General features: G+C 62.0%; 11 protein-coding genes. 3 read left to right on the top strand and 8 right to left on the bottom strand.

From position 1 onward, the window contains the following. Position 1: 1 nt before the first annotated feature. The 5 genes from phoU to pstS form a co-directional block, all read right to left on the bottom strand. Positions 2–706, bottom strand: coding sequence for a phosphate signaling complex protein PhoU (gene phoU / locus IWX85_RS10160; RefSeq protein ID WP_036804358.1), 705 nt, complete (start codon positions 704–706; stop codon positions 2–4). Positions 707–729: 23 nt separating this feature from the next. Next, complete coding sequence (pstB, locus tag IWX85_RS10155) at positions 730–1,509, bottom strand: phosphate ABC transporter ATP-binding protein PstB (RefSeq protein ID WP_036804360.1); 780 nt, start codon at positions 1,507–1,509, stop codon at positions 730–732. 55 nt (positions 1,510–1,564) lie between these two features. Then, positions 1,565–2,437, bottom strand: a complete 873-nt coding sequence (gene pstA / locus IWX85_RS10150) for a phosphate ABC transporter permease PstA (RefSeq protein ID WP_036804362.1) — start codon at positions 2,435–2,437, stop codon at positions 1,565–1,567. Beyond that, positions 2,434–3,399: a phosphate ABC transporter permease subunit PstC gene (gene pstC / locus IWX85_RS10145; RefSeq protein WP_051983986.1), complete on the bottom strand. Its 966-nt coding sequence runs from the start codon at positions 3,397–3,399 to the stop codon at positions 2,434–2,436. The genes pstA and pstC overlap by 4 nt, the downstream gene beginning before the upstream one ends. A gap of 115 nt (positions 3,400–3,514) precedes the next feature. Then, positions 3,515–4,552, bottom strand: coding sequence for a phosphate ABC transporter substrate-binding protein PstS (pstS, locus tag IWX85_RS10140; protein ID WP_036804366.1), 1,038 nt, complete (start codon positions 4,550–4,552; stop codon positions 3,515–3,517). A 212-nt stretch (positions 4,553–4,764) separates the two neighbouring features. Here pstS and IWX85_RS10135 point away from each other — a divergent pair, with 212 nt between their 5' ends. The 3 genes from IWX85_RS10135 (at position 4,765) to ppx (ending at position 8,113) form a co-directional block, all read left to right on the top strand. Continuing rightward, a complete protein-coding gene (locus IWX85_RS10135) occupies positions 4,765–5,256 on the top strand; it encodes a fasciclin domain-containing protein (RefSeq protein WP_196869648.1) in 492 nt (163 codons plus the stop codon). Positions 5,257–5,382: 126 nt separating this feature from the next. After that, positions 5,383–6,531: an ABC transporter substrate-binding protein gene (locus IWX85_RS10130; RefSeq protein ID WP_196869647.1), complete on the top strand. Its 1,149-nt coding sequence runs from the start codon at positions 5,383–5,385 to the stop codon at positions 6,529–6,531. Between the two features lie 82 nt (positions 6,532–6,613). Further along, complete coding sequence (gene ppx, locus IWX85_RS10125; protein ID WP_196869646.1) at positions 6,614–8,113, top strand: exopolyphosphatase; 1,500 nt, start codon at positions 6,614–6,616, stop codon at positions 8,111–8,113. Between the two features lie 52 nt (positions 8,114–8,165). Here ppx and IWX85_RS10120 read toward each other — a convergent pair whose 3' ends face one another. From IWX85_RS10120 to IWX85_RS10110, 3 genes are all read right to left on the bottom strand, one after another. After that, positions 8,166–8,639, bottom strand: coding sequence for a histidine phosphatase family protein (locus tag IWX85_RS10120; protein WP_036804370.1), 474 nt, complete (start codon positions 8,637–8,639; stop codon positions 8,166–8,168). Positions 8,640–8,645: 6 nt separating this feature from the next. After that, positions 8,646–10,706 carry a polyphosphate kinase 1 gene (gene ppk1, locus IWX85_RS10115; protein WP_370584256.1) on the bottom strand — a complete coding sequence of 687 codons (2,061 nt, stop codon included), beginning with the start codon at positions 10,704–10,706 and terminating at the stop codon, positions 8,646–8,648. Between the two features lie 231 nt (positions 10,707–10,937). Further along, positions 10,938–12,632 (bottom strand): thiamine pyrophosphate-binding protein, encoded by a 1,695-nt coding sequence (locus IWX85_RS10110; protein ID WP_196869644.1) that lies wholly within the window; start codon positions 12,630–12,632, stop codon positions 10,938–10,940. Positions 12,633–12,686: the final 54 nt, after the last annotated feature.

Raw genomic sequence — 12,686 nt, 5'->3', positions numbered from 1 at the left:
CTCAGGACTTGACAACCGACTCGACCTGCTCCATCGGGCTGTGCCGCACATCGGCACCTTTGACAATGTAGATGATGAACTCGGCAATGTTCTTGGCATGGTCGCCCACGCGCTCGATGGCCTTGGCAATGAACAGCAGGTCCAGGCTGGCCGAAATGGTGCGCGGGTCTTCCATCATGTAGGTGATGAGCTTGCGCACGAAGCCGTCGAATTCGGCATCGATCTGGTCGTCTTCCTTCAGGATGGACACCGCCGCCGCCGTGTCAAGCCGGGCAAAGGCATCAAGCGCCTTGCGCAGCAGCCCCGAGGCCAGGTCGGCCGCGACGCGCAAATCCGATGAAGGCAGCGTGCGCGAGGCGCCGTTGTGCATAATGGACTTGACCATGCGGGCTATCTTGGCGGCTTCGTCCCCGGCGCGCTCCAGGTTGGCCGTGGTTTTGGAAATCGCGATCAGCAGGCGCAAGTCGCGCGCCGTCGGCTGGCGCCGGGCAATGATGGAAGACAACTCGCGGTCGATGTCCAGCTCCATGCCATTGACGCGAAGCTCGGTCTCGATGACCTGGTTGGCGCATTCTGCGCTGTACTGCGACAGCGCGTGAATCGCCAGCCGCAGCTGCGACTCAACCAGCCCGCCCAGTTCCATCACGCGGGACGAGACGCCATTGAGTTCACTGTCGAACTGGGTGGATAAATGTTTGTCAACCATGATGCAGCTCCCGTGTGTGTGGTTCAGCCGAAACGGCCGGTGATGTAATCTTCGGTTTCCTGGCGCTTTGGCTTGAAGAATATCTCTTCGGTGGCGCCGAACTCCACCAGGTCGCCCAGGTACATATAGGCCGTGTAGTCGCTGCAACGGGCCGCCTGCTGCATGTTGTGCGTCACGATGACCACGGTGTAATCGTTTTTCAGCTCTGAAATCAGTTCCTCGATCTTGGCGGTGGAAATCGGGTCCAGCGCCGAACACGGCTCGTCAAGCAGCAGCACTTCGGGCTTGATGGCGATGCCCCGGGCAATGCACAGCCGCTGCTGCTGTCCGCCCGACAGGCTGGAGCCGCTCTGGTTGAGCTTGTCCTTGACCTCTGTCCACAGCGCGGCTTTGCGCAGCGCCCATTCGACGCGCTCGTCCATGTCGGACGAGTTTAGGCTTTCAAACAGCTTCACGCCAAAGGCGATGTTGTCGTAGATGGACATCGGGAAAGGCGTAGGTTTTTGAAACACCATGCCGACCTTGGCCCGCAGCAGCGCCACATCTTCCTTGGAGGTGAGCAGGTTGGTCCCGTCCAGCAGCACTTCGCCCTGTGCGCGCTGCTCGGGGTAGAGCGCGTACATCCGGTTCAAAACCCGCAGGAGCGTTGATTTACCGCAGCCAGAAGGGCCGATGAAGGCGGTCACCTTGTGCTCGGGAATTTCCAGGTTGATATTCTTCAGGGCATGAAACTTGCCATAGTAAAAATTCAGGTTCTTGACTGAAATTTTCGATTTTTCACGGATCGCGGTCAGGGTATCCATCATTTGCCTTGTCTTGGAGAGCTAGGTCAGCGCCGGGCCGGGGTTGACCGGGTGCTCAGTCTTTTTTGCGTGTCAGAACACGCGCCAGGATATTCAGGCCCAGCACCGCCATCGTGATGATGAAGACACCGGCCCAGGCGAGTTTTTGCCAGTTTTCATAGGGACTCATTGCGAACTTGAAAATGGTCACCGGCAGGCTGGCCATCGGCTCGTTCAGGTTCGAGGTCCAGAACTGGTTGCTCAGCGCGGTGAACAGCAGCGGTGCGGTTTCACCGGCAATGCGCGCCACGGCCAGCAAGATGCCGGTGACCACGCCGGCCCGGGCCGCGCGCAAGGTGATCTGGGTGATCACCTTCCACTTCGGCGCGCCCAGCGCGTAAGCAGCCTCACGCAGCCCCGGCGGAATCAACTGCAGCATATTCTCGGTGGTACGGATCACCACTGGAATCACGATCAGGGCCAGCGCCATGACGCCGGCCCAGCCTGAGAAGGAATGAAAGCGCGACACCACAACCGTGTAGACAAACAGGCCGATGACGATGGAAGGCGCCGACAGCAAGATGTCGTTGACAAATCGGGTCACCGACGCCAGCACACCCTTGGTGTTGTACTCGGCCAGGTAGATGCCGGCCATGATGCCGATCGGCGTGCCGACAAATGTCGAGAGCAACACCATCAGGAACGAGCCATAGATCGCATTGGCAATGCCGCCGTCCTCATTGGGCGCCGGCGTCATCTGGGTAAAGGTGGCCAGCGTGATGCCGCCCACGCCCAGCCTGACGGTTTCCCACAATATCCAGAACAGCCAGAACAGGCCAAAGCACATGGCCCCCAGCGACAGCACCAGCGCCACCTGGTTGATCCGCTTGCGCTGGGCAAAGCGGGCCAGGCGCGCGGCCTGCGCAGGGTTTTGCATCACGGCACTCATGTCTTGGCTCCTTCATTCTTCTGCAACTGCGACAGCAGCAGCTTGGACAGCGAGAGCACCACGAAAGTGATGAAAAACAATACCAGCCCCAGGTAGATCAGCGACGCCTGGTGCAGCCCTTCCCCGGCCTCGGCAAACTCGTTGGCCAGCGCCGACGTGATGCTGTTGGCTGCCTGGAACAGGCTCAGGGAATCGAGCTGGTTGAAATTGCCGATGACAAAGGTCACCGCCATGGTTTCACCCAAAGCCCGGCCCAGCCCCAGCATGATGCCGCCCATGACGCCGGCCTTGGTGTAGGGAAGCACCACCTTGGACACCACTTCCCAGGTTGTGGCGCCCAGGCCGTAGGCCGATTCCTTGAGCAGCACCGGCGTGACCTCGAACACATCGCGCATCACCGAAGCGATGAACGGGATGATCATGATCGCCAGGATGATCCCAGCCGACAAAATACCGATGCCCACCGGGGGGCCTGAGAACAGCGCGCCCAAGTAAGGCACATCGCTGAACATGGCTTGCAGTGGCTGCTGCACATAGGTGGCCAGAATCGGGCCGAACACCAGCAGCCCCCACATGCCGTAAACAATCGATGGCACGGCAGCCAGCAGTTCGATGGCCGTTCCCAACGGGCGCTTGAGCCAGGCCGGCGACAGCTCGGTCAGGAACAGCGCAATGCCAAAGCTCACCGGCACGGCAATGAGCAGCGCAATGAAGGATGTGGCCAGCGTGCCATAGATCATCACCAGCCCGCCGTACTCGTTTTGCACCGGGTCCCAGACGCTGCTGGTCAGGAAACCCAAGCCGTACTTGCTGATGGCCGGCCAGGCGCCCACCACCAGCGACGCCAGGATGGCAAACAGCAAAGCCAGCGTGATCAATGCGGCGGCCAGCGCCGCCCAGCCAAATACCTTGTCGGGCAGCGGACTTCGCTTCAAAGGTCTGACGGGGGGAGGATTGGTCATGGCACGTCCGGTCGCTGTTGCCGGAAACTCCAAAGTGGCCCGGTTTGCCGGAAGTGTAGAGGACACGAAATAAACCCTTGTGTTGGTGAAGGTGCCAAGCCCGTTTTTCGGCGGCTTATTTGTAGGCGATGGCCTTGCCCGACGCGTCCTTCACCTCAACCCAGGATTTTTCAATGGCGCCTTTTACGGCGTCCGGCATCGGCACATAGTCAAGCGCGGCGGCGGTCTGGTCGCCGTTTTTATAGGCCCATTCAAAGAACTTCAGCGACGCAGCAGCCTGTGCCGGCTTGTCCTGCGCCTTGTGCATCAGGATGAAGGTGGCGCCGGTCAGGGGCCAGGAGTCTTTGCCAGGCTGCTCGGTCAGGATCTGGTAGAAGCTCTTGGCCCACTGTGCGCCTGCAGCGGCGGCCTTGAACGAGGAGTCATCGGGGGATACAAAAATGCCGTCGGCATTTTTCATCTGCGCAAACGTCAGTTTGTTCTGCTTGATATAGGCATATTCCAGGTAGCCAATCGAATTGGGCAGACGGCCGACGAAAGCGGCCACGCCCTCATTGCCCTTGCCGCCGGCGCCGACAGGCCAGTTGACCGCCGTGCCCTCGCCGACCTTGGCTTTCCACTCGGCATTGACCTTGCTCAGGTAGTTGGTGAAGATGAAGCTGGTGCCCGAACCGTCAGCACGGCGCACCGGTGCGATGGCAGCATCAGGCAAAGCCAAGCCGGGGTTCAGCGCCTTCAGGGCCGGATCGTTCCAGTTGGTGATCTTGCCCAGGTAAATGTCGCCCAGCACCTGCCCTGTCAATTTCAGCTGGCCGGGCGCAATACCCTTGATGTTGACCACCGGCACCACGCCACCAATCACGGTAGGGAACTGCATCAAGCCTTTCTTGGCCAGCTCCTCATCCTTCAGCGGCATGTCGGAAGCGCCGAAGTCCACGGTCTTGGCCTCGATTTGTCGAATACCGGCGCCCGAACCGACCGACTGGTAGTTGATCTTGATGTTGGTGGCCTTGTTGTAGTCGGCAGCCCACTTGGAATACAGGGGTGCGGGGAAGGTGGCACCTGCGCCGGTCACATTCTGGGCAGACGAGAACGCGGCAAACGACATCAGGGCAGCGCCCATGGTCAGGGAAGCTTTGAGATTCGATTTCATCAGAACACCTTTTGCAGTTGGTAAGAAAGATGGCGCCACTGTAGAAGCTTTGTGTGACAAAGCTGTGACAGACTGCGAACACCTTGACAGTACTCACATGCCAGACGGTGTCATGAAACTGTCAAATTTCTGTCACCAAGCGGTCATGGATTCTGCCTACGCTAGCGGCTGTCCTCTTCACCCACACTGTTCAGCCCCCTCGGAGAATTCCCATGCTCAAGCGCTATTTTGTCATTGCCCTTGCCACCTCTGCCACTGCTGCCATGGTTGCAGGCTGCGCCACCGGCCCGCGCCCGGTTGCCGTCCCCGACACCCTGGCAGCGCAATCCCGGCTGTCCACGCTGAATAGCCTGGTGGCCAAGGCCGGACTGACTGACACGCTCAAGACAAGCGGCCCGTTCACCATGTTTGCGCCCACCAACGAAGCCTTTGCCAAGGTACCGGCCAAAACCATGGAAGCGCTGGCCAGCGACCCGGTGCAGCTCAAGGCAGTGCTGGGCTACCACATCCTTCCCGTCAAGCTCATGGCGGCCGATGTGAAAAATGGCAGCAGTAAAACGCTCAATGGCGCCAGCCTGGCGCTGTCCAAAGCCGGCAACTTCGTGACCGCCGAGGAAGCGCTGGTGCTGACACCCGATATCCTGGCGACCAATGGCGTGGTGCATGTCGTGGACAGCGTCCTGCTGCCGCCGGCCAGCCGCTGAACGCACGCGGGCCTTCAACCCTGTGAATTCGTGTCAATTCATGGCTTTCGTGCTTGATGAACATACATCTTCAACTATTTAATTCATAGCAAATCGTTTCCTGTGCCGATTGACCGAAAAATGACCATGTCCCTGCCCTCTTCCCTCATCAAGCGCCGCCACTGGCTGCAGCGCGCCGGCTGGCTGACGGCGGGCGCCGCTGCGCCTGGCTGGGCACAGCCCGGCAAAGCGGCGCCCCCGCCGAACAGCCTGGTGGTGGCCCAGCTCGTTGATTTTTCCGGCGCCCAGCAGGATGTATCCAGGGATTTCCTGGTCGGCTCGCGCGCGGCCTGGCAGGAGATCAACGCACGCGGCGGCATTCGCGGACGGCAAGTCATGCACCTGGCGCTGGAGACCGATGGCACGGCGTCCAGCGTGCGAGCGGCCCTCGATGAGGCCCTGGCCAACCCGGCCTGCCTGGTGCTGTCCGGCAGTGTTGGTGACCCGCTTGCCAGCCAGGTCGCCATGCTGTCGCGCCACGGCGGCCTGAACATCGCACATGCCGCGCCGTGGCTGCAAAACGCCAGCCTTGACCTGGACGACAAGACCTTTCCGATTTTTGCCGCGCGCCAGGAACAGATCGCCCATGCCCTCAACACCCTGTCGGTCATGGGCGTGAAAGTATTGGGTGCCGTGTATGCCAGCGCCCGAGAACATGCCGCTTACCACCTTGAAGTCGAACGCATCGCCGCCGGCATGCAGCTTCAGCTGCAGTCTTTCCAGGGCAGCGGCGATGTGCGCCTGCTCGGCCAAAAGCTGATACCGGGCACACCGGCCGTGCTGCTGTTCGTGGGCGGCACGCCGGAACTGGCCCGTTTCACCCAGGGGCTGGAAAAGCAGGCGCGCCAGCGCTACATCGTCGCGCTGGCAGATGTGAACCTGCAAACCCTGCTGCAGATGGGCGCGGCGCGCAACACCCCAGTGATTGCCACCCAGCCGGTGCCCATGGTCAATTCATCCTTGCCGGTGGTGCGGCAGTACCGTGACACGCTGGCCCGGCTGTTCGACGAGGCACCCACGCCGCTGAGCCTGGCCGGCTTCATCGCCGCCCGCTACACGTTTGAAGTGCTCAATGGGATGGAAAAGGCACTGACCCGCCAAAGCGTGCTGGCCGGCTTTCAAAAGCGCACCAGCCTGAACATGGGTGGTTTTCGCATCGCCTTCAACGCCCAGCAGCGAAGCGGCAGCTATGTGACGCAAAGCATGCTGGCCGTGGACGGCCGGCTGATTGGCTGACGACCTGATCCATGACCGCGTGGGCCGGCTGAATGGACCGTCGCCCGAATGCTATGCTGGCTTCCGAACAAAAAGCCTAAACATGCAAAACGGAACACTGCTTGCCGCTGTGGACTTGGGGTCCAACAGCTTTCGTCTTGAAATCGGCCGTTTTGACCACGGCCGCATCCACCGCATCGAATACCTCAAGGAAACCGTGCGCCAGGGCAACGGACTGGACGCCGACCGCAAGCTGTCGCAAGACGCCATGCAGCGTGGCTGGGACTGCCTGGCGCGGTTTGGTGAACGCCTGGCCGGATTCGGCAAGGAGCAGGTCCGCGCCGTCGCCACACAGACCCTGCGCGAAGCCATCAACCGCGAGGACTTCATCAAGCGCGGCCAGAAACTGCTTGGGTTCCCGATCGACGTGATTGCCGGTCGCGAGGAAGCCCGGCTGATCTACCAGGGCGTGGCCCATTTGCTGCCGCAGTCCGACGAACGGCGCCTGGTGGTCGACATTGGCGGGCGCTCAACCGAAATGGTCCTCGGCCAGGGTCTGGAGGCGCGCACGCTGGAGTCTTACCGCGTGGGCAGTGTCGCCTGGTCGATGCGCTATTTCCCCGATGGTCAGTTCAGCGCTCGCGCCTTTGAAGTGGCTGAAATTGCCGCCAAGGCGGTGCTTGACGAAGCCATGGGCACTTACCGCGCGGATGCCTGGGATACGGCGTACGGCGCGTCAGGAACCATCGGCGCGGTCAGCGAGATACTGGCCGTGGCAGGCTGGCCAGCCGACGTGGTGACGCGCGAGGGCCTGGACTGGCTGCTGGACCGGCTGGTCAAGGCGCAAAGCGCCGACCGGCTCAAGCTCGAAGGCATCAAGGAAGACCGCCGGGCGGTGATTGGCGGCGGCGTCAGTGTGCTCCGCGCAGTGTTCAGCCTGCTGGATATCGAGCATATGCAGGCAGCGCAAGGCGCCTTGCGCCATGGCGTGCTCTACGACCTGGTGGACCGGGACGAAGACCTGACCGATGTGCGCTCCACCAGCGTGCAGCGGCTGGCGCACAACTTCAGCACCGACACCGTGCAGTCTGCCCGCTTGAGCAAGGTGGCGTTGCACCTTTACAAGCTGGCCAGTGCGGGCATGCCTGAGGCCCAGGTGCAGCGCGCCCAAAGAAAGCTTGCCTGGGCGGCGCAATTGCATGAAGTCGGCTGCCAGGTTTCGCACAACTACTACCACAAGCACGGCGCGTACATCCTGGACAATGCCGACGCGCCGGGCTTCGCGGTGCATGAAATGCACCACCTGAGCCTGCTGGTGCTTGGTCACCGCGGCAAGCTGCGCAAGCTCGAAGCTGATTTCGACGACCGGTTGTTTGTCCAGCAACTGCTCTGCCTGCGCCTGGCCGTGATCCTTTGCCATGCGCGGCGCGACCCCGACCTGAAAGGCATGCAGCTCAAATGGGAAACCGAGCCCGGCAGGTGCTTCTGGCTGACCTGCCGGCCGGGCTGGGCCGAGGCCTTTCCGCAGTCCGCCTGGCTGTTGCAGGAAGAGGTGCTGGCCTGGCAAAAAACGCCGTGGACGCTGGCAGTTTGCGTTTCCTGACGATCGTCACCGGAAACATTTTCCCCGTGGCTTGATCTACAACTGGACGGAATCAAAGAAAATCAGGCGACTGGACGCTCACCACGACCGCCTGCACCTGGCCATTGCGCTCCCGGGTGCGCAACCACCACACCGCGCCTTTCTTGAAGGCACAGTCGTTTTCCACCAGCCCCAGCAGGCGGGCCACGGTCTGCCCCAGCGTCGGCTGGTGGCCGATCACCAGCACCGGCACCCGGGCCACCGGCCACTGCACCACTTCCAGCAGGGCCTCGGGCGTGGCACCAGGCGCCAGCTCGGAACGGATCTTGAACTTGCGCCCCAGCGCCAGGGCGGTCTGATCGCAGCGCCGCGCCGGACTTGCCAGGATGCGGGCGCTGCCGGGCAGTTGTCGGTCCAGCCATTCGGCCATGCGGGCCGCCTGCTTTTCGCCACGCGCTGTCAGCTTGCGTTCCAGGTCGCTGCGCGCATCGGCCGTCCCTTCAGGCAACTCTTGTGCTTCGGCATGACGCCACAAGACCAGGTCCATGGTTGACTACCTTTCGCGGGGTTTTAAGGCCGAGTAGCGCACCATCAGCGCCGATTGCGCGCCGTGGCGCTTGTCAGGGTCTGCCGGATCCACCAGCACATATGTGCCGTCGGGCTGCAGATCCCAGGCATCACGGCTGTCGTGCAGGTAGGCGACCAGGCATTCATCAATGATGCGCTGGCGAATCACCGGGTCGTTCACAGGCCAGGCGAGTTCGACCCGGCGCAGCATGTTGCGGTTCATCCAGTCAGCGCTGGACAGGTAGAGCGTTTCGTCGTCGTCGCAGCGGAAGTAAAACACCCGCGAATGCTCAAGGAAGCGGCCAATCACCGAGCGCACCCGGATGTTGTCGGTCACGCCTTTCACCTGCGCCGGCAGCATGCAGGCGCCGCGAACGATCAGGTCGATCTTCACGCCGCACTGCCCGGCCTTGACCAGCGCGCGCATCAGGTCTTCGTCGGTCAGCGCATTGGTCTTGACAACGATGCGCGTGTCCTTGCCGGCCTGTGCGGCCTGGGCCAGCGCAGCGATTTTGTCCAGCAGCCTGCGCTGCAGCTGGAACGGCGCCAGCAGCAGATGGTGCAGCTTGGGCAGGCGGCTGTGGCTCGCCAGATGCACGAACACATGGTCGATGTCGGCGGTCAGCAGCGGGTCGGCCGTGAGGTAGCTGACATCGGTGTACAGCCGCGCCGTGGCCGGGTTGTAGTTGCCGGTGGACAGGTGGGCATAGCGCGCCAGGCGCCGGCCTTCTCGCCGGGTGACGAGCAGCATCTTGGCGTGGGTTTTCAGGCCCATCACGCCATAAACCACCTGCGCGCCGATGGATTCAAGCATTTCGGCCCAGTTGATGTTGGCCTCTTCGTCAAAGCGCGCCTTCAGCTCGACCACCACCATGACCTCCTTGCCGCGCCGCACGGCTTCGCGCAGCAGCAGCATCAGTTCGGAGTCAGCCCCGGTGCGGTAAATGGTCTGCTTGATCGCCAGCACCGAGGGATCGTTGACCGCCTCGCGCAGGAAAGCCAACACGCCATCAAAGCTCTCGAAGGGCTGGTGAATCGACACATCGCCTTGCCTGAGCCGTGCAAAAAAGGATTGCCCCGGCTGCAACTGCCTGGGGTAACACGCCTTGTAGCGCGGAAACAGCAGCTTGGGGTCATTGACCAGATCGACCAGTTGCGTCAGGCGCACCAGGTTGACCGGGCCGTGCACGCGGTAAAGCGCCTGCGCCGGCAGGTTGAACTGTCCGAGCAAAAAGCTCGACAGATACTCTGAGCAGCCGGCCGACACTTCGAGCCGGACCGCCTGGCCGTAGTGGCGCTGTTCCAGCCCCAGGCGCAACGCCGTGCGCAGGTTCTTCACATCGTCTTCATCAACCTCCAGGTCGGAATTGCGGGTGACGCGAAACTGGGAAAACTCTCCCACCTTGCGGCCCACAAACAGGTCAGCCAGATGCGCCCGGATGATGCTGGACAGCGACAGGAACAGCTTGTTGCCTTTTTCTTCGCTGCGGCTGGGCATGTGGATGAATCGCGGCAAGACCCGGGGCACCTTGACGATGGCGATTTCATTTTCACGGCCAAAGGCGTCACGCCCGCCCAGCCGGACGATGAAGTTCAGTGACTTGTTGGCAACCTGCGGAAACGGGTGGGAAGGATCCAGCCCGACCGGAATCAACAGCGGCCGCACGGCGCGTTCAAAATAGGCCTTGACCCAGCGCCGCTGCACCGAGTTGCGCTCGCCATGCGAGACGATGCGGATGCCCTGCCTGGCAAAAGCCGGCAACAGTTCTTCGTTGTACAAGGCATATTGGCGCGTCACCATGTCATGGGCAATGCTTGACAGGGCCTTGAAAGACTGGACTGTGTAAATTCCCTTTTGCTCATTGCCCTGCGCAGCCGTCAGGTGCGGGGCGGCCCGTACTTCAAAAAATTCATCCAGGTTGGACGATACGATGCACAGAAAACGCAGCCTCTCCAGCAGCGGCACATCGGTCCGGCGCGCCCAGTAAAACACCCGCTCATTGAAGGCAAGAATGCTGCGGTCGCGGTCAAGAAACTTGACGGGCACGGCGGCGGGGACCGGTGAGGGGATCGTGGCTGGAAGTAACAAGACAGGTCTTTGTGGTCAAAAAATAGCCCCTAGTGTTATCTGGCTTGATGACAGTCTTATGACAGCCGGCGGCCTTTGTAATGCGACTGTCATCGCTGGCTGGCAAATTAAAAAGTCGTATTTCACGTCATCTTTTTAAGCAAAAACAGCCGTTTACGCAACAACCACGGGCGCAAGTAGCTATTATTTTTATAGCTTCTGCTCCAGTGCGGCCTGCGTGATCGATGACAGCGTGGCGCGCGTGGTGATGACTTCCGGGTCCAGCATGACCTCGATCAGCGTGCCTTCGGGCCGGGCCAGCGCGGCCAGCAGTTCGACCTCGAATTCGCCGGTGCGGGTGATGCGCACGCCGGCATAACCGTAGGCGCGGGCCAGACCCGCAAAGTCGGGATTGTTCAGACGCGAGCCGCTTTCATGCTGCGGATAGGTCTTTTCCTGGTGCATGCGGATGGTGCCGTACATGCCGTTGTTCAGCAGCAAAATGATGCTCTTGGCGCCATGCTGCACGGCCGTTGCCAGTTCCTGGCCGTTCATCAAAAAGTCGCCATCGCCGGCTATCGTGAACGCCACACGCCCGGTCGTGATGGCGGCGGCAATGCCGGCCGGAACGCCGTAGCCCATCGCGCCGACGGTGGGCGCCAGCTGCGTCTTGTGCCCCTTGACCAGCCCGTGGTGCTGGTAGAAACGGTGAATCCAGCTGGCGAAATTGCCCGCGCCATTGGTCAGCACCGCGTCGGGCGGCAGATGCTGCTGCAGCAGGCCGACGATGGCCGGCATGTCGATGTCGCCGGGCAGAGCCTGCGGCACCAGGTTGGCCAGGTAATCGGCGTTGGCCGAGGCGGTCCACCCTTCCCACGGCACCGACACCGGCGCGCTCAAGACTTCGAGCGAACGTGCGGCGGCGTTCATGGTCGCGTTGATCGCCAGATCCGCCTGGAACACGCGATTCAGCTCCTCGGCGCTGGCATGGATGTGCACCAGCTTTTGCTTTGGCCGGGGCGCCTCGATCAGCGTGTAGTTGCCGGTCGTCATTTCGCCCAGGCGCGGGCCGATGGCAATGATCAGGTCACTGGCCTTGACGCGTGCGGCCAGCTTCGGGCTCAGCCCAATGCCGACATCGCCGGCATACAGCGGATGGTGGTTGTCAAACGTGTCCTGAAAACGAAAGGCATTGCCCACGGGCAGCTTCCAGTTTTCGGCAAAACGCTGCAAGGCCTGCGCCGCTTGCGGTGTCCAGCCGCCGCCGCCAGCAATGATCAGTGGCTGCTTCGACGCCAGCAGCATCTCGCGCAGCGTGCGCAAGGCGCCAGGGTCGCTCCAAGCCTGCACCGCTTCAACCCGCGGCAGCGGCTGGGCATCGGTCATGCGCGTCAGCATGTCCTCGGGCAGCACCAGTACCACCGGGCCAGGCCGGCCATTCATCGCAGTGGCAAAGGCGCGCGCGACGTATTCGGGAATGCGGTCGGCGTCGTCGATGCGCTCGACGCGCTTGGCGAAGCCCTTGGTGCTCGGGCCGAAAAAGCTGGTGTAGTCCACTTCCTGAAAAGCTTCGCGGTCGCGGCAATCACTGGCCACGTCACCGACCAGCAGCACCATCGGCGTCGAATCCTGGAACGCCGTGTGCACGCCAATCGACGCGTTGGTGGCACCCGGCCCGCGCGTGACCATGCACACGCCCGGGCGTCCGGTCAGCTTGCCGTGCGCCTCGGCCATGAAGGCAGCGCCGCCTTCCTGGCGGCAGGTGATGAAACGGATGCGGTCCTGGCGCGCATGCAAGCCGTCGAGCACGGCAAGGTAGCTTTCACCCGGAACGCCGAATGCATGGGTGACGCCCTGGGCCAGAAGGCAGTCGACAAGAAGGTGGCCGGCAAGTTGTTGGGTCATGCGCTTTATTGTGCCTTGGCCGGTGCCGCCCCGAATGGCGGCTGCCGTCTCGAA

Source organism: Polaromonas sp. CG_9.11 (assembly GCF_015752225.1).
Taxonomy (GTDB): Bacteria; Pseudomonadota; Gammaproteobacteria; order Burkholderiales; family Burkholderiaceae_C; genus Polaromonas.
This window is presented reverse-complemented; position numbering and strand designations above follow the sequence as displayed.